Origin of the sequence: Nonomuraea sp. NEAU-A123, from assembly GCF_018603905.1 — a bacterium.
Taxonomy (GTDB): Bacteria; Actinomycetota; Actinomycetes; order Streptosporangiales; family Streptosporangiaceae; genus Nonomuraea.
Genome location: NZ_JAHFZZ010000027.1, coordinates 20155 through 36499 on the forward strand (window position 1 = coordinate 20155; position 16345 = coordinate 36499).

A 16345-nucleotide genomic window follows, 5' to 3' on the forward strand; every position below is an offset into this window, starting at 1 on the left:
TCGCCGATGCGAGAGCGCCTGGGCGGAGAAACAGGGGTTCCCGGTCTGGCAGCAGTTCTCACACGGGAACCTTCGGTCCCATCATCCCCATCGAGCACGATCGGGAGCGTACGACAAATCCCAGCATTCCGCTTATGAAGCTACCGAAGTGTCATCATGGCTTCGTGGAACAGGTGGAGCTCCGATTTGACCCGGCCTCGCGGGCCTCCGAAACGCACACGAACCTCTCCGCATTACGGCACGACGGCACCGGCCTGTGGGTGGCCGGAGACGAGACCGCCACCATCGAACATCTGGCCTGGTCAGGGACGCGCTACGCGGGCCAGCGCACCTTCCGCCTGGCCGACTACGTACCGCTCCCCGCGGGCCCCGAGGACGAGGCGGACATCGAGGGCCTGGCCAGGGCCGACGGCCACCTGTGGGCCGTCGGCTCACACAGCCTCAAGCGCCGCCGCGTCAAGTCGAAGGACCCGGCCAAGGCCGCCAAACGGCTGGCGACCGTGATCCGCGAGGAGAACCGCTTCATCCTGGTACGCCTGCCGCTGGACCCCGCCACCAACGCCCCGCTGCCGGGAGCGATCCTGTCGGGCCGGCAGAACCTGGCCGCCCACCTGGAAGACGACCCGCATCTCGCGCCGTTCCTCGCGCTGCCGGGCAAGGACAACGGCCTCGACATCGAGGGCATCGCGGTGCTGGACGAGCGGGTCTACCTGGGCCTGCGCGGCCCGGTGCTGCGCGGCTGGGCGGTGGTCCTGGAGATCAGGCCGGTCGAGAGCGAGCCCGGCAGGCTGCGGCTGAGCGAGCCGTACCGCAAGCACTTCCTGGACCTGGGCGGGCTGGGCGTGCGGGACCTGTGCCCGTACGGCCGCGACGTGCTGCTGCTCGCCGGGCCGACCATGGACCTCGACGGGCCGGTACGCGTGGTGCGCTGGCGGGTCTACCGGGCCGGCGACGTGGTCCCGGCGGAGGAGCTGGAGACGGTCGCCGAGCTGCCGTACGGCATCGGCTGCGACCATCCCGAGGGGCTGGCCCTGCTGCCGGACGGCAGACTGATGATCGTCTACGACAGCCCGTCGCCCGCGCGGATCACCCCGGCGGGCGGCGTCCTGGCCGACGTGATCACGATCTAGCGACCCGCCCGTACAGCCACGGCGCGTCGGCGACGAACGTACACGAACCCGGCTCGATCTCGGTGAACCCGGCGTCGCGCACCACAGGCAGCCCCGCCGCCACCTTCGACGCGAAGTCGGCCGCCGCCGCGGTGCGCACGGCCACGCCCAGCCCGGCCGCCCGCCAGGCGGCACGCTCGGCCTGGTCGCTGGCCCACCAGGCGAGCTGGGCGGCGTGCCCGGCCTGGGCCATGGCCTTGCCCGCCGACATGGCGAGCCCGGGGTTGGCCCACAGGACCGGCGGCTCCGCGGGCGTGAGTTCGCCGCTGTCGGTCAGCTCGGTGCCCGAAACCTGCAGCCTGGCGAGGTCTCTCGGCCAGTCGTCGAGCGGCACGGGCGGGTGCACGCGCACCTCGGCCGTGCGGTGCTCGATGGTACGGCCGGGCAGCGCGAGCGCCCTGCGCCACTCGGCGCCCCTGGCCCTGCGCACGACCTTGCGGATCTTGCCGGTGGACTGCCAGGCATGCAGCTCCTCGCCCCACTCGCCGGGGTCGTCGAGCAGGCTCAGCACCGCCATCGCGGCCGCCTCCAGCGCGTCGGTACGCTCGGGCGGCGTCGCTCTCTCGATCCTGACCACCAGCGGCAGGACCATCAGTTCAGACTCGTTCATCGCCCTTTAGCATGCCCGATCGCCAGGGACATGCCGGCGGCCAGGAGGCAGAGCGCGCCCGAGGCGTACCAGGCCAGGTCGTAAGCGCCCAGGTGGTCGCGGGTGAGCCCGGCGCCCACGGCGGCGAACGCGGCGCCGATCTGGTGCGAGCCGAACACCCAGCCGAACACCACCGCCCCGTCCGCCCCGTAGATCCGGCGGCACAGCGCCACGGTCGGCGGCACGGTCGCCACCCAGTCCAGCCCGTAGAACACGATGAAGATCAGCATGCTGGGCTCGGCGGTCGCCGCGAACAGGCCAGGCAGCACCATCAGCGACAGGCCGCGCAGCCCGTAGTAGACACCGAGCAGGATCTTCGGGTTCACCTTGTCGCTGAGCCAGCCGGAGGCGATCGTGCCCGCGACGTCGAAGATCCCGATGACCGCGAGCAGTCCCGCCGCGACCGGCTCGGCCATGCCATGGTCGTGCGCGGCGGGGATGAAGTGGGTGCCGACCAGGCCGTTCGTGCTGGCTCCGCAGATGGCGAAGCCGCCCGCCAGGAACCAGAACGCCCGGGTCCGCGCCGCCGACCTGAGCACCGTGATCGCTCTCACGGCCGCGTTCACCCGGACGGGCGGAGTACGGACCGTGCCGGGCTCCGCCCCCAGCGCCGTGGTGCCCACGTCCTCCGGATGGTCGCGCAGCAGCCACCACACGAACGGCACCACGGCCAGCGCGGCCCCCGCCACGGTCAGCGAGGCCACCCGCCAGCCCGGCCCTTCGGCCAACTGGGCGAGCAGCGGCAGGAAGATCAGCTGCCCGGTGGCGCCCGCCGCGGTGAGCACGCCGGTGACGAGCCCGCGGTGCCTGACGAACCAGCGGTCGGTCACCGTCGCCACGAACACCAGCGCCATGGAACCCGTGCCGAGCCCGACGAACACGCCCCAGAACAGCAGCAACTGCCAGCTCGCCGTCATCAGCACCGTGAGCCCGCTGCCGGCGGCCACCAGCAGCAGCGCGAGGGCCACCACCCGGCGCATCCCGAACCGGTCCATCAGCGCGGCCGCGAAGGGCGCGGTCAGCCCGTAGAGCACCAGGTTCACCGACACCGCGAGCGAGATCGTGCCCTTGGTCCAGCCGAACTCCTCCTGGAGCGGGGTGATCAGCACGCCGGGGGTGGCGCGGAACCCGGCGGCGCCGAGGATGGCCACGAACGCGACGGCCGCGACGAACCAGGCCCGATGCAGCCGCCTGGTACGGGTGGTGGTGCTTATGGTCATCCACTAATCCTGATTTATCTGCTCTTGGTGCCGCGAGTGGCCGGAAAGCCAATATATGCAAGAATCCGGCCATGACCCAGCGCGTCGCGGTCCTCGTCCTGAACCACTTCGCCCCGCTCGACCTGGGCGTCCCCGGTCAGGTCTTCTGGTCGGCGGAGTCACCGGCGGGCGAGAAGCTCTACGAGGTCGTCACCTGCTCCCCCGGCCGCGAGCCGGTCCGCTGCTCGGCCGGATACAGCGTCCTGCCCGACCACGACCTGGACGTCCTGGACACGGCCGACACGGTTCTGGTCCCCGGCATCCACGCGGGACGCGCGATGAAGGACGGCACGATCCCGCCCCACCTGCGCGACGCGTTGCACGGCCACGAGCGGATCATGTCGATCTGCACGGGCGCGTTCGTCCTGGCCGCGGCGGGCCTGCTGGACGGCCGCCCCGCCACCACGCACTGGCGCGAGGCCGAGCACTTCGCCGAGCTGTTCCCCCGGGTCAAGCTGGACCCCTCGGTCCTGTTCATCGACGACGGCGACGTCCTCACCTCGGCGGGCGTGGCGGCCGGCCTGGACCTCTGCCTCCACGTGATCAGGCGCGACCACGGCACCGAGGTGGCCAACCGGGCCGCCCGCCGCTGCGTCATGCCTCCCTGGCGGGAGGGCGGCCAGGCCCAGTACATCGACCGCCCCTTCCCCGGCCCGACGGGCACCAGTACGGCGCCGACCCGCACGTGGATGCTCGCCCACCTGGACCAGCCGCTCGACCTGGACGCGCTGGCCGAGCACGCGAGGATGAGCGTCCGCACCTTCACCAGACGCTTCCGCGAGGAGACCGGCATGAGCCCGTCGCGATGGCTGACCAAACAACGCGTCGACCACGCCAGGCACCTCTTGGAGACCACGGACGCGGGCGTGGAGGAAGTGGCCCGCAGAGCCGGTTTCACCACCACGGTCTCGCTCCGGCAGCACCTCCACGCGGCGGTCGGGGTCGCCCCGCTGACCTATCGGCACACCTTCCGGCGCTAGGGAAGCCACGGCTCCGCGCTGGGGAAGCCATGGTCAAGTGGACGCACGTAACGGCGCCCGGCCACGTGCGGGTTCAGCGGCCGTTTTCCTGGAGGCCCTCAGCCACGTGCGGTGGGGGGCGGTGGGGGCGGCTGTGCCGTAATGGAGGCAAAAGGTGCTCTGAAGGAGGCCTCGGCCACGTGCGGCGAGTGGGGGCGGCCCGGATCACTCGAAGAGATCTGGCTGTTCGCGGGTGATCTGGTCGTGCAGGGGCTGGTAGTTGATCCAGCCGACCAGGTCGTTGCCGATCTGCTGGTGGGTGAGCGCCGCGTTGTCCGGCTCGATGAGCACCACCTGCCCCGCCGCCTGGGCGACGAGCTGCACCTGCGCCGAGCGTTCCATCGTGATGAACCACCACGCCGCCGCGTCCACGCTGTCGCCCACGGTCAGCAGCCCGTGGTTACGCAGGACGACGGCCTTGTTGCCACCCAGCGCGGCGGCGATGCGCTTACCCTCCTCCAGGTCCGTCACCACGCCCGTGTAGTCGTCGAAGAGCGCGACATCGCCATAGAAGGCACAGGCATCCTGCGTGATCGGCTCGATGATCCGCCCGAGCGCCGACAACGCGCGCCCGTACACGGAGTGACTGTGCGCGGCGGCCACGACACCGGGCCTGGCCTGATGCACCTGCGAGTGGATGGCGAAGGCCGCCTCGTTGACGTGGTAGCGGCCCTCGACGACCTTGCCCTCGTGGTTGACGAGGATCAGATCGCTCACCCGGACGTGCTTGAACGACATGCCGAACGGGTTCACCCAGAAGTGGTCGGTCAGCTCGGGGTCGCGGGCGGTGATGTGCCCCGCGACGCCCTCCTCGAAGCCGAGCTTGCCGAAGACCCGCAGGGCGGCGGCGAGGCGTTCCTTGCGATGCCGCCGCTCCTCCTCAACCGTCTCGAACGTCGGCGGCAGGCGAAAGATCAGGTTCTCTGGCATGGGCCCTCCTAGAGTCCGGATCAGGTTAACCGAACCAGGTTCTGACGGCCTCGTCCAGCGAGTCGTCCGGGGCGCCCGCCCAGGCCACGTACCCGTCCGGGCGGATCAGCAGCGCGTCGGCGGGCGGCGCCACGCACGTGGCCGTGACCACGTCGATCCGGTCGCCCCACTTGTCCGCCCGACCAGCCTTCTGAAGGCCGCCGGCGAGGTCGAGCAGAAGCGGCCGGCCCGTCCGCATGAGCGTGGCCAGAGACACCGGCTCCAGCTCCAGGTCCGGGACGAAATGGCCGGTCAGCGGGTGTGCGGGGGCGTCCGTGGGATAGGCGACATCCGCACCCGACATGAGCGCAGATATCCGACTACGGGCGCTCTCGTCCTGAAGGAGCTCGCCGAACACCACGCGCAACGCCGTCACCTCCGGCCCCGGCGACATGAGCGCGAGCTGGGCCTTGCTGTGCATGGTCACCCGTTCGGCGGCCAGGTGACGCTCCCGCTCGTAGCTGTCGAGCAGGCCGGGCGGCGCCGTGCCGCGTACCGTGGCCGCCAGCTTCCAGCCGAGATTGGCCGCGTCCTGGAGGCCCAGGTTCAGCCCCGGCGCACCGATCGCCGCGTGCACGTGGGCGGCGTCCCCGACCAGCAGCACCCTGCCCGCGCGGAAGCGGTCGGCCACCCGGGTGTTGCGCCCAGCCTGCCGGCGGAGCAGATGCGGCCCCGGGCCCGGCGGGGCGGCCATCGGGACGTCGGCCCCCACCACCCTGGCCAGGCTCTCGCGCAGCTCGCCGAGCGTCATCTCGACGTCCTCCCCGGGATCGTCGCCGCCCCACTCGACGGAACTGATCGTCAGAACCTCGGAGCTCATGGGCAGCAGGGCGTACGCGCCGCGCTCGGTGCGATGCCAGGCGTAGAGGCCGACCGTGCCCACGCCGGGCAGTTCGAGCTCGGCACGGTCCAGCCGGATCGTCGCATCCGGTAAGCCGACGTGGGCGGTGCGGGAGATGACAGAGACCGAGTTCACCCCGGGGAAGCCGATGCCCGCCTGCTTCCTGACCGTGCTGTGGGCGCCGTCGCAGCCGACCAGGTAGCGGGTGCGCAGCCGGTCGCCGCCGTCCAGTTCGAGCGTCACGCCCTCCTCGTCCTGGGTGAACGCGGTCAGCTCCCGCCCACGCCTGATCTCGACGCCCAGCTCGCGGGCCCGATCCTCGAACAGCTCCTCCAGGCGGGCCTGCTTGACGCCCATGGCGTACATCGTGTTGCCCTCGATCGCGGCCAGGTCGAGCGGCAGCGCGCCGAACAGGAACATCGGGATCGGCCGCGGCGGCTCGGTGACACCCAGGAAGCGCCGGTAGAGGCCGCGCTGATCAAGCAGCCTGACGACCTGCCCGACGATGCCGTTGGCCTTGGGCGCCTGACTCCGCTCCGGCAGGCGTTCCAGCACGATCGGCCGAACTCCGGCCAGGGCCAGCTCACAGGCCAGCATCAACCCGTTGGGGCCGCCACCGGCGATGACAACGTCCGTGGTCATTGGGGCTCTCCTTGCGTCGTTGGATCGGGCTGTGGACAGGGCAAGCTAGATGGACGGGTCGGGGAAGCCGGCGCCGAGCTGGCGCAGCGCCTCTTCGATCAGGGGTAGGAGCGGCACGGCGGGCTCGGCCTGCAGCCAGTGGCGGACGGCGGCCTGCGTGGCCACGATCACCGCCGTGGCGACAAGCTGCGGGTAGAAGTCGCGTTCGGAGTCGGTGCCGGTGCGCTCGGCGACGGCCGCGGCCAGCTCGCCGTCGGCGGAGAAGAGCACCCGCAGGGACTCCCCCTCCATGGCGGGCGCGCTGGTCAGCAACCGCAGGGCGGCCCGCGCCTCGGGGCCGGGAGGCAGCGTGGTCTGCTCCGCGCCCTCCCACGGCGCCAGCATGGCCCGCGTCACCGCCTCCCACAGCGGCTCACCCGGCGGCCTGTCGCGCAGCACCTGTGCCGAATGCCTGGTCCGGTCGGTGTGGCGGGCGGCGATCGCCTCGTACTTGCTGGAGAAGTAGTTGTTGAACGTCCGCGGCGACACCCCCGCCGCCTCGGCGATGTCCTCGACCCGCACGGTGTCGAGACCACGCTCCAGAGCGAGCTGGAGCGCCGCCGTCATCAGAGCGTCGCGGGTCGCCTGCTTCTTCCGTTCGCGTAGCCCGGTCATGCTTCCTAGGCTACAGAATTTTGCGGACTAGGCAAGTTTTCGCACCCAGCAATTTTTTCGGACCCTCAAGGAGCCAGGTAGCCGCGCGCCCTCAGCCCCCACGTCCGCCTCGCCCGTACGGCCGGCGGCTGAGACTAATAGCCAATCTTCGAGCACAAAGAAGCGGGAAAGGGCATTCCCAAACACCAACGTGAATAAAGATCACCCTCACCGCTCACGTCACACCTGGCACCCCTGAGGACATAACCACCCAGCCGACCCCCTCTCCCACAAACGCGAAGAGATTACGCGATACATATGCGATCATCGGCTAGGATCAAGCGTCACTTCATTAAACCGTGAAGAATGACGCTTTATAAGCACATGGGCGAACTATGCATACATTGCCTTGATGTCCATTTTGTTCACATATGCAGATGATCAACAGAATCCCATTCTGGGAGCTGGACACACACCTCACCAAGGGATGGATTTCCACAAACGGGACAGGCGCGCTAACCAACTCGGCCGCTTCGGAGTCTGCGCCTGGGGGGCCTGAACAGCCAGTCAGTACCACTACGAAGATCGAAAGGCAGCCTAGTGGCTATCACCTCCCGATACCTTGGCACACCAAGGAAAGAGCATCTCGGGCCGACAAAGATCTACCGCGAGCAACTGGAACAGCTCGCCAAGATATTCGAGCAGACCGGGGTCTATTCGAGCATCTGGACCGACTCCAACTACGTCGTGTACCAATCCACCTCTTCGGCGGACATCGCCGACCTCGGCGCGATGATGACCCCGAGGCTGAAAGTGGTGAGGATGATCCGGCGCGACCCCGTGACCGACAAGAAGATCATGGAGTTGACGCTCGCCCCGGGGACGGCTCTGCTGGTCTGCTATCGAGCGGAAGAGACGGCGAGTGACGCGGCCCGGATCAAGGAGATCTGCAAAGAGAGAAAGCGAACCTGGGCACAGGTCGCCCATATCCCCGGTCTGCTCGTCGGAACGATCGCGGCGATCATCGGCGCGGCGATCGCGAGCCGCTTCCTCGGCTCGTCCTCGAGCCCGGTCTGGCTGAGCCTGCTCCCGGTCACGATGGCTCTGCTGGCCCTCGGGCTGGGAATCAAGTACCTGTGGAAGCGACTCGGGGCCGGCCTCACACAGGCGGTCATCATCAACCTTCCGGAGGGCTCGCAGGGCGGCCTGCTGTCGCGCAAGCGCGATGACTTGATCGTCGCGGGGATCATGTTCGTGCCCAGCACGGCCACCAACGTGTTATTCACCCTGCTGCTACAGCGCAGGTAGGGTTCGCGGCGAAGGCCACGGGCTTTGCGCTGATCGCAGTTAGGCGGAACCCCCCGCCCAGGCCCGAGCCTGGGCGGCACCCTTTCGACGACTTCCCGAGAGGACTATTCACCTGCCGCTCAGGTGGCGGGGGAAATCGTGGCAGTGGAAACTATTAACCCGGCTCGGACCACCCCCACTGCGGAACCTCCCGAAGCGGGTGGAGCTGGTCATCGGTTTCGGCATGAGAGTTCTGCATCGCCACCTTCGACCCGAACTCCACATGCGACCGTAGCGCCTCCCGAAAAAGCGCGTCGTCGGGCATCCCCGCCTGATCAGCAGCCGCCATATACAGCTCGACGAACCTCTGACGCTGCGCCTCGGTGATCCCCAGACCCCGATGCGCGTCGATCAGCATGGAAAACCCACCCATTTCCCGAGAGAAAGTGTCGGGCCCTCCGAAGGTCTCGGCGGTGAAGGCCGTCAGATGTGCCACGTGTTGCGGAAGCCCCTCGCCGAACAAGGGCTGGAGCAGTGGGTCGGATAAGAGGCTTCCGTAGAAAATGTCGATGAACCTGTGGAGCCCTTCTTGGCCGCCTGCGTGCTCAAAGAGAGTTTCCATGATTACATCATTACACGATCTCTCACCCAAGCGCTAGATTGATCCCGGCCGCGCGGCAATGGCGCTTCCGCGCGAGGTCCGCGTACAGGGGCGAGGCGGCGAGCAGTTTCGCATGGGAGCAGGAGCCGGCGGGATGCGAGGTCGTACGGCAGGCTGGGTGCGCTGTCGTCGACGGGAGAGGCATCTGGTGGCGGGCCATGTGGTACCAGCCTTTGACACCATCGTTAGGTACCATAGAGTCATGGACCTTCGACTCCGACTGCCCGACGAGATTCACAGCAGGCTACGCATCGTCGCGGAAGAAGACGGCAAGAGTCTCAACGCGGAGATCGTGATCGCCATCGAGGAATACCTGCAGCGAAAGCAGACCAGCACGGTGCGAGCAATCGCCCGCAAAGTGGCCCAGCGTGACGCCGAGTTGCTCGACAGGCTGTCCAAGTGACGGTCTACCTCACGACGGCCGACGTGCTGGCCATCGCGGAGGAGATCCTCCCGACCGTCGGCCTACGAGACGGGGGGCAGCTACACGCTGCGGTGCTGCGTCCACAGACCAGCGTGTTCGGCGACGACGCCTATCCCGATCTCTGGACCAAGGCGGCGGCCTTGATGCAGAGCCTGATCATCGGCCATCCACTCATCGACGGCAACAAGCGACTCGGATGGACGGCGGCCGTGGTCTTCCTCGAATTGAACGGCGAGACGCTGGACGCCACCGACACGGACGCTGCCGAAGCTCTCGTGATCTCCGTGACAACCGGAGAATTGGACGAAATCCCGGAAATCGCCAAACGGCTCCACGACCTGACCTGACCTGACCCGAAGACCTTACCTACGCACGAATCGTGCGTCCCGCATAGCTGCGGATCACTGTCCCCGCCCGGAGAACGGTGAGTCGCTTTCCGGTCCAGCTCGGACAGTTCATCTGGCAAGGAGCCAGAACATCCCGGCTCTTGGCAAGAGCCGAGCGTGATCCATCTCGGATTATCAAACGGCCCTTCCACCGGCCATGCCAAACAGTCACGCCGCCGGGCAACAAGCAAGCCATTCGACAAGGGCCATACCAGTACGCGCAGGCAGAGCCTGCGCCCAGATGAGGGCGCCCGAGCGAAGCGAGGCCCTTTGGCCCGGCGCTGGAGCACTCGGGCACTGGGCTACTGGTCGGGGACCGATCCGCGCACCGACCGCACCCTGATCTCGCCGAGCGTGGCGTGGCTGGCTCGGATGTCGGAGATCAGTACGTACGCGACCAGCAATAGCCCAAGGCAGAGGGCGTCGGCCGCCCACCAGGGGATCTCGGCGAGCAGCAGATAACCGTCACTGTCACTCAGCGACCTGATCACCACCGTGACCGCGGCCACCACCACGGTGACCATCAGCCAGCTCCGCAGCCGCGGCAGATTCCCCTGGTTCCACAGCCGGATCCGCCAGCTCATGAACACGGTGAGCACACCGAGCAGAGCACAGAACCCGATCAGCCACCAAGGCAGGGCGAAGGCGGTCTGCTCGGCGATCTGTGCCTGCGTGGTGCGGAGCTCGGCCTCGGCCTTCTGCTTGGCCGCCACGGCAGCGTCGAGCTGCTTCTTCAGCTGAGTCACGCTCTTCTCCTGGCGCACGGGCGGCGAGGAGACGTCCGTCGGCAGCATCCGCGCCACGACGGTCAGCATGATCGCCACGAAGGACAGCGCCAGGACGATGGCCATGAACAGGTCGATGAAGCGCAGGTCGAGCGGCGGCGCGAACGACCTGACGGGTCGCTTCCTCACTGGTCCCTCACCAGGGTGTACTTCTGCGGCCGGCTCTCGGCGGCGCTCAGCCGCTCCACCGCGGTGCGCAGCGCGTCCAGGCCCTTGACCAGCTCTTCGGTCCTGCCTCTGGACTGGGCCAGCTCCTGGGTGAGCCCGTGCATGGCGGGCGCCGCCTGCTTCGCGGGCAGGCGCGCGATATAGATGAGGAACACCTCGTCGGCGGCCACCACGCTGGCCCGTTCCGCCCGCTCGGTCAGGGCCATCGCACCGAACGCGAGCACGCTCAGGAACAGCGCGATCAGCGTGACGCCGAACGCGGACGCCAGCTCGGGCAGTACGTGCTGCTTGAGCGCGGTGATCAGCACGCCGGGGTCGCCCTGGCTGTCCAGGGCGTTCGAGAACGCGCTGACCATCGCGGCCATCGTCAGCGCGGTGCCGATGAATCCGAACACCGGCAATGCCCAGATGAGCGCGTGGTCAAGGTGGTGCTTGTTGGCCATCTCGCTGTCGTCCAGCGCGGACCGGGCGCTCAGCACCGCTTCGCAGTCGTTCCCGGCCTCGGCCGCTTCCTTGAACAGCTTGAGCCGCCGCCCCACCAGCGTGTCCTCGGTCGGCTTCACCGCCTGGACGTTCGCCACGGCCCGCGCCGTCGCGGCGCTCTCCCGCCGGATGTCCGGTACGGCCCTGACGATCCTGAGCACGGTGGTCAGGAACACCGCGAAAATGAGCGTGACCACGAGCTCCGCGGCCGCCGGGGCCGTGGTCGCGCCCACGGACTCCAGCAGCGCTCCCACCACTCCGGCCACCAGCAGCAACGCGGAGAGCACCAAGCCCACCACAGGCGCGAACACCGTGTGACGCCAACCGTACCTTGACACCCTTTAACCCCACTCCGGCACACAAACTGTCAAAGGTCCACCTAAGCACACGTAGAGCAATTATTGGTTACGGTGAGGTCAGGTTGGCTTCCTGAGCTTCGACCGCAGTGACGGCACTTCTCCGGGTGTCGGCGGGCTGTCTGGCGTGCAGCGGCGAGTACGGATAAACGTCAGAGCCTTGCGTTGGTCGTGGACCGGCGGTTTGGGGCAACGGGTCGGCGTCTCGGAGGAGGCCACCCCTCGGGCAGGTCTTCGAGGTGGTCGTTGTGGATCATCCGGGGGCGGCGGCCGTGCCGCCAGCGGGGCTTGGGGTCGTGTGGGCTGGCTGGTAGCTGGTGCCAGTGAGCTGAGCACGCTGCACCACGCTTCGGTCCGCGGCGCGGGCACGCCCGGGGGTCAACCAGCGGGCAACCACTGGAAGTCGTCAGCGGGAGTCCGGGCCGGGGCGAGCCAGCGCAGGTAGGGGTCGGCCATGGCGATCAGGCTGTCATCGTGCCGGCCCGCGTCGCGCAGGCTGGCCCCAACCAGGTAGAGGCCATTGCGTCCGGCCAGCGGCCCCCGCAGGGCGGGCATGACCGGAGAGGCCGCTGCCGAGACTGTCTCCTGGCCCCCGATGCGGTAGTGGTGGCGGTCGAAGAGCAGGTTGAGCCCGGCGCTGGCACCGACCTCGGCCAGGGCGAGCGGTCCGGGCCGGTGCTGGTGGACGTGGCTGAGCCCGAGGCGGAGAGCCGCGCATCGGCGGATCTCGTTGGTCTGGGTGGACTTGGTGTGCAGCAGCCGGCTGAGTTCGTCGTCGTGCTCGGCGCAGAAAGCGGCGAACGCCGCCACGAGATGCTCGTCCACCGGCCGCCGGCCCCCGTGCACCGGGTAATAGGACGCGAGCGCCGCATCAGGATGCGCGGCCAGGATGAGGTTCGCCGCTGCGAACAGCAGGCTGGGCCGCCGCTGCTCGCTGGGCGTGCGCATGAGCATGTCGAGCAGGGCGTCATTGCCGGCTACGCCTTTGCTCAGCGTCTCGTAGACCAGGGAGCGGCCCCGGCACTGCGTGTCGGCGAAGAACTGAAACAGGCGGCGGAGCCGTCCGGCCTCATCAGTGCTCTGCACCTCGGGCAACGAGTTCACCAACCTTGCTCGTGAGGACTTCAGCCCACGGGGTCGTCTGCGGCATCAGCATCCGCTTCCGCCAGCGAATCGGCCTCCAGCACCACCACGACCCCGCACCGAGATGATCAAGACCACCTGGCAGAGTCCACGATCAACCCTACGACCGTCACGCTGATCGCCTCTGCACGGGCGAGCAGCGCTGACCAGCTATGGGTGACGACACTCGTCCGCGCACGGACGTGAGCGGTGCGACGATGTGCGGATGCGGGAGCTCAGTGAACTGAACGACGGGGACGATCCGGCGTGGCCGGGGTTGCAGGAGGAATTCGCAACCACATCCGTACCGCTGAAGGTGCTTCCCGGCGACCCTGAGCAAGGTCGTTCCTGCTTGTCGCAGCTCCAGGTCAGTGTGGAGTCGTATCTCGGTGCGCTGGCTCTGCACTCCGGTGGGCTGATCTTGGACGGAGGATGGCTGCGGGTGTTCGGCGGTTCGACGATGACTGGTGCTGATGCGCTGCCTAGCCTGGCCCAGGTGAATTGCTTTCCCGCCGCCTTTGACCCGGGATGGCGCCCCGCCGACGGACTGATCGTGGCACAGGACATCCTCGGCGGGGTCTTCGCGCTGAACGGGCACGATGCAGCGAAAGCCGGGCGGCCGGGTACTCCTGGGCAAGTGATCTACTTCGCTCCGGACTCCCTGGAGTGGCAGGCACTGGAGATGGGATATGGCACGTGGCTGACCTGGCTGTTGACTGGTCGCCTGGAGCAGTTCTATGGCGGCCTGCGCTGGCCTGGGTGGCGAGCCGAGGTTCGCGTGCTGTCCCCGGCTCAAGGGATCGCCTTCTACCCTTTCCTGTGGTCCGACGAGGCCCATGCCAACCTGGCAGCCACCACTAGAAGGCCGGTCCCAGTGATGGAACTGCTGCGCATGAACGCTGACTTCTGCCAGCAGCTTGGGGTTAATAGTCCGGGTTTTCTCGGCAGTGTCTAACCCCAATGGTTGAGCGGATTCGAAGCCGCGTCCAAGTGGGTCCCTGATGGAGATCACGAGTAGAAGACCAGTCAGGGGCCACTCCGTCCAAGCCATCGACCAGGCAATCTCTCAAAGAGTCAGATTATCCTGGCTTTTTGACAACACAAACTGAGCGTGATCAGCCTGTCACGCATGCCTCTGCCGAAGGAAGCCGCCGTCTTCGGCTCGTGGGCGGCACGCATGCGCGGAGAGCCCGGTCCCGCCCCGGTCGACATCGACCTCCTCATTATCGGCCGCCCCGATCGCGACGATCTCCATGAGGCCACCGCCCGCGCAAGGTCCGGACTCGCACGCGAGGTCAACACGGTGGTCGTCACTCGTGCCCGGTGGGAAGCCAACGAGGACGGATTCATCCGCGAGCTGCACAGCCGCCCGCGGGTGCCCGTACCGATCCCCTTGGGGACGACGCATGACGAGTTGGGCACGCGGGAGAGACGAGATCATCGGCATGCTCCAACGACGCGAACTCACCCAGGTCGTCGTGGATGCCGAACTCGCCAAGCGGATGCTCTCGACCGCCCGGCAGCCGATCCTCCGCCCGGTTGATCGCATCCGTACGACCCGGACATCACCCGTCCCCGTTCGTCCTGTGAAACCGTTCGCTGAGCTGTCAATGATCCTCGGTGGTTCATCCGTTGCCGGGCGAAGGAGCCCTTGCTGACCAAGAGGCCTTTCCACTGAGCACCGGGATCCTGGGCGGCGACGTGGTTACCCACGTTTGGAACCCCTTGCGGGCATCCGGATAAGTACAGTCGTGACATCCATTCCCCACGAGGAGCCGGCATTCCCGGGCCTGACCCTCAACATGACCGCATCAGCACAGCCGCGAATACGCGACCATACGCCTGACGCGGACGCGGCGGTCATCAAGGCGTCGCTGCGTGACCCGGAGCGGTTCGCCGAAGTTTTCGACCGGCACGCCGCCGTGCTGCACCGCTACGTCGTACGGCGCCTCGGCCCTGACCACGCGGAGGACGTGGTCGCCGAGGCGTTCACCAGGGCGTTCGAGAAGCGGCACAAGTACGCCTTCGACCGCACCGATGCCCTGCCCTGGCTGTACGGGATCGCCACCAACATCATCGGCAGCCACCGCAGGGCGGAGGTCCGTGGATACCGGGCGCTCGCCCGCACCGGGGAGGACCCCGTAGCTGCGGCCTTCGACGATCAGGTGGTTGCCCAGGTCACGGCATCGGCCACTCGCGAACGGCTGGCCGCCGCTCTCGCGAAGCTCGGCCGGGGCGAGCGCGACGTACTGCTGCTGATCGCCTGGGGCGATCTCACCTATGAGGAGACGGCACAGGCGCTGGACGTGCCCGTCGGCACCGTGCGCTCCCGGCTGTCCCGCAGCCGCCGCAAGATCGTCCAAGCCTTGGGCGGCAGCAACCCCACCGACGTGATCGAGGAGGCCCGATGAACGACCTGGACATCGTCCGCGACCTGCGCTCACAGGTACGGCAGACAGAAGAACGCGATCTGCGCGAAGCACGCCGCCGGCTTCTTGTCTCGATGACCCGCGTACCCCGTACCCGCAAGCTCCCCCGCACGGTGTTCCGCGTGGCAGCCACCGGCGCCCTCGCACTCGCGATCGCCGCCGGTGTCACCGTCGTCCAGAACCTCGGCACGGACGGCCCCGGGACAGGCCCCGCCAGTCCCCCGGCGTGGGTCCCGGTGGCGAACGCGGAGACCCTCGCGAAGCGAGCGACCGCGGCAGCGGCGGGTACGACCGATGTCTACCCCCGTGCCGACCAGTGGATCTACGTCAAGAGGGAATCCTTCAGCTCCCCTAAGGTGATGGACACCTCCGATGTGCCGTCGACCGGCGGAGGGAAGACCGAGTCCCGGCATGTCGAGGAAGTATGGATCCGGGGTGACGGCAAGGAACGAGCGCGACGGAAGGAAGGCAGCAAGACGGTCACGAGGATCCACGGAGGAGAGGACTCACGTCGTCGGTTCGACCCCGACTATCTGCGCTCGCTCCCGTTGGAACCGTCCGCCCTGCGGCAACGCTTGCAAAAGGATATGGAAGACGTCACTCCTCTGCGTGGCGAGCGGGCGGTGTTCTCGCAGGTCTCGTTCATCCTCCAGGAAGGCGCTCCGCCGGCTCGCCTGCGTGCCGCCCTCTATACCGTCATCTCGCAGCTGGACGGCGTGGGTGTGGAGCAGAAGGTGCGCGATGTGGTGGGCAGGGAAGGCGTGGGACTGTACATGGACGCCGACGTGGGGCGGCGTGAAGTCATCATCGACCCAAAAAGCTACGATTTGCTCGGCGGACGTCTCATCTACCTCGGTGGTGCGGAGAAGTCGTCCCCGTTCGCCCGCCTCACACCGGGCGAGGTTGTTTCCTCGATAGCCCAGGTGGCCTACGGAATCGTCGACCACGCGGGAGACATCTCATAACGACGCCGGCCGATGCCCCGCCGGCCGCAGCAGAGCATGACGAGGGCGAGGCAGCTTGCGCAGCGTCGCGGACTGCTCATCGGTGAGGAGTAGGCCCA

The 16345-nt window shown here is 67.9% G+C and carries 17 protein-coding genes; 8 read left to right on the forward strand and 9 right to left on the reverse strand.

Annotated elements, in window-relative coordinates:
- Nucleotides 1-164 precede the first annotated feature (164 nt).
- A complete protein-coding gene (locus tag KLK06_RS49575) occupies nt 165-1130 on the forward strand; it encodes a DUF3616 domain-containing protein (RefSeq protein WP_308168794.1) in 966 nt (321 codons plus the stop codon).
- Here the strand turns inward: KLK06_RS49575 and KLK06_RS49580 are convergent.
- Nucleotides 1120-1779 (reverse strand): peptidyl-tRNA hydrolase, encoded by a 660-nt coding sequence (locus tag KLK06_RS49580; RefSeq protein ID WP_250907267.1) that lies wholly within the window; start codon nt 1777-1779, stop codon nt 1120-1122. The two genes, KLK06_RS49575 and KLK06_RS49580, sit on opposite strands and share 11 nt — an antisense overlap.
- Complete coding sequence (locus KLK06_RS49585) at nt 1776-3038, reverse strand: MFS transporter (protein ID WP_214642809.1); 1263 nt, start codon at nt 3036-3038, stop codon at nt 1776-1778. The genes KLK06_RS49580 and KLK06_RS49585 overlap by 4 nt, the downstream gene beginning before the upstream one ends.
- Nucleotides 3039-3109: 71 nt before the next feature.
- Here KLK06_RS49585 and KLK06_RS49590 point away from each other — a divergent pair, with 71 nt between their 5' ends.
- Entirely contained in the window at nt 3110-4057 is a 948-nt protein-coding gene (locus KLK06_RS49590; RefSeq protein ID WP_214642811.1) for a GlxA family transcriptional regulator, read from the forward strand.
- A 204-nt stretch (nt 4058-4261) separates the two neighbouring features.
- Here KLK06_RS49590 and KLK06_RS49595 read toward each other — a convergent pair whose 3' ends face one another.
- The 3 genes from KLK06_RS49595 to KLK06_RS49605 are packed head-to-tail and all read right to left on the reverse strand — an operon-like array spanning nt 4262 to nt 7202.
- Nucleotides 4262-5026 carry a class II aldolase/adducin family protein gene (locus KLK06_RS49595; RefSeq protein ID WP_214642813.1) on the reverse strand — a complete coding sequence of 255 codons (765 nt, stop codon included), beginning with the start codon at nt 5024-5026 and terminating at the stop codon, nt 4262-4264.
- Between the two features lie 25 nt (nt 5027-5051).
- Nucleotides 5052-6548, reverse strand: a complete 1497-nt coding sequence (locus KLK06_RS49600; protein WP_214642815.1) for an FAD-dependent monooxygenase — start codon at nt 6546-6548, stop codon at nt 5052-5054.
- A gap of 45 nt (nt 6549-6593) precedes the next feature.
- The gene (locus tag KLK06_RS49605; RefSeq protein ID WP_214642817.1) at nt 6594-7202 is read right to left on the reverse strand and encodes a TetR family transcriptional regulator; all 609 of its coding nucleotides are present in this window, start codon (nt 7200-7202) and stop codon (nt 6594-6596) included.
- A gap of 579 nt (nt 7203-7781) precedes the next feature.
- On the opposite strand from KLK06_RS49605, the gene KLK06_RS49610 reads away from it, so the two are divergent.
- The gene (locus KLK06_RS49610) at nt 7782-8489 is read left to right on the forward strand and encodes a hypothetical protein (protein ID WP_214642819.1); all 708 of its coding nucleotides are present in this window, start codon (nt 7782-7784) and stop codon (nt 8487-8489) included.
- A gap of 154 nt (nt 8490-8643) precedes the next feature.
- On the opposite strand, the gene KLK06_RS49615 is transcribed toward KLK06_RS49610, so the two are convergent.
- Nucleotides 8644-9090, reverse strand: coding sequence for a group II truncated hemoglobin (locus tag KLK06_RS49615; protein WP_214642820.1), 447 nt, complete (start codon nt 9088-9090; stop codon nt 8644-8646).
- Between the two features lie 241 nt (nt 9091-9331).
- On the opposite strand from KLK06_RS49615, the gene KLK06_RS49620 reads away from it, so the two are divergent.
- Both KLK06_RS49620 and KLK06_RS49625 read left to right on the forward strand, forming a co-directional pair.
- Complete coding sequence (locus tag KLK06_RS49620; RefSeq protein ID WP_214642822.1) at nt 9332-9532, forward strand: Arc family DNA-binding protein; 201 nt, start codon at nt 9332-9334, stop codon at nt 9530-9532.
- Nucleotides 9529-9900, forward strand: coding sequence for a type II toxin-antitoxin system death-on-curing family toxin (locus KLK06_RS49625; RefSeq protein ID WP_214642824.1), 372 nt, complete (start codon nt 9529-9531; stop codon nt 9898-9900). The genes KLK06_RS49620 and KLK06_RS49625 overlap by 4 nt, the downstream gene beginning before the upstream one ends.
- A gap of 341 nt (nt 9901-10241) precedes the next feature.
- On the opposite strand, the gene KLK06_RS49630 is transcribed toward KLK06_RS49625, so the two are convergent.
- From KLK06_RS49630 to KLK06_RS49640, 3 genes are all read right to left on the reverse strand, one after another.
- A complete protein-coding gene (locus KLK06_RS49630; RefSeq protein WP_214642826.1) occupies nt 10242-10853 on the reverse strand; it encodes a hypothetical protein in 612 nt (203 codons plus the stop codon).
- On the reverse strand, nt 10850-11686 hold the full coding sequence (locus tag KLK06_RS49635; RefSeq protein WP_214642828.1) for a hypothetical protein: 837 nt from the start codon (nt 11684-11686) through the stop codon (nt 10850-10852). The genes KLK06_RS49630 and KLK06_RS49635 overlap by 4 nt, the downstream gene beginning before the upstream one ends.
- A gap of 423 nt (nt 11687-12109) precedes the next feature.
- Nucleotides 12110-12835 (reverse strand): DUF2332 family protein, encoded by a 726-nt coding sequence (locus tag KLK06_RS49640; RefSeq protein ID WP_214642834.1) that lies wholly within the window; start codon nt 12833-12835, stop codon nt 12110-12112.
- 244 nt (nt 12836-13079) lie between these two features.
- Here KLK06_RS49640 and KLK06_RS49645 point away from each other — a divergent pair, with 244 nt between their 5' ends.
- From KLK06_RS49645 to KLK06_RS49655, 3 genes are all read left to right on the forward strand, one after another.
- On the forward strand, nt 13080-13808 hold the full coding sequence (locus KLK06_RS49645) for a DUF2625 family protein (RefSeq protein ID WP_214642836.1): 729 nt from the start codon (nt 13080-13082) through the stop codon (nt 13806-13808).
- A 796-nt stretch (nt 13809-14604) separates the two neighbouring features.
- Nucleotides 14605-15264 (forward strand): RNA polymerase sigma factor, encoded by a 660-nt coding sequence (locus tag KLK06_RS49650; protein ID WP_308168796.1) that lies wholly within the window; start codon nt 14605-14607, stop codon nt 15262-15264.
- Nucleotides 15261-16247, forward strand: coding sequence for a CU044_5270 family protein (locus tag KLK06_RS49655; protein WP_214642838.1), 987 nt, complete (start codon nt 15261-15263; stop codon nt 16245-16247). Before KLK06_RS49650 ends, KLK06_RS49655 begins: the two co-directional genes overlap by 4 nt.
- Nucleotides 16248-16345: the final 98 nt, after the last annotated feature.

Bases quoted from the DNA above. Each gene is read 5' to 3' on its own strand.
- KLK06_RS49600 (WP_214642815.1), bottom strand. From the start codon at position 6,548: ATGACCACGGACGTTGTCATCGCCGGTGGCGGCCCCAACGGGTTGATG.
- KLK06_RS49655 (WP_214642838.1), top strand. From the start codon at position 15,261: ATGAACGACCTGGACATCGTCCGCGACCTGCGCTCACAGGTACGGCAG.
- KLK06_RS49615 (WP_214642820.1), bottom strand. From the start codon at position 9,090: ATGGAAACTCTCTTTGAGCACGCAGGCGGCCAAGAAGGGCTCCACAGG.
- KLK06_RS49585 (WP_214642809.1), bottom strand. From the start codon at position 3,038: ATGACCATAAGCACCACCACCCGTACCAGGCGGCTGCATCGGGCCTGG.
- KLK06_RS49595 (WP_214642813.1), bottom strand. From the start codon at position 5,026: ATGCCAGAGAACCTGATCTTTCGCCTGCCGCCGACGTTCGAGACGGTT.
- KLK06_RS49590 (WP_214642811.1), top strand. From the start codon at position 3,110: ATGACCCAGCGCGTCGCGGTCCTCGTCCTGAACCACTTCGCCCCGCTC.
- KLK06_RS49605 (WP_214642817.1), bottom strand. From the start codon at position 7,202: ATGACCGGGCTACGCGAACGGAAGAAGCAGGCGACCCGCGACGCTCTG.
- KLK06_RS49580 (WP_250907267.1), bottom strand. From the start codon at position 1,779: ATGAACGAGTCTGAACTGATGGTCCTGCCGCTGGTGGTCAGGATCGAG.
- KLK06_RS49645 (WP_214642836.1), top strand. From the start codon at position 13,080: ATGCGGGAGCTCAGTGAACTGAACGACGGGGACGATCCGGCGTGGCCG.
- KLK06_RS49620 (WP_214642822.1), top strand. From the start codon at position 9,332: ATGGACCTTCGACTCCGACTGCCCGACGAGATTCACAGCAGGCTACGC.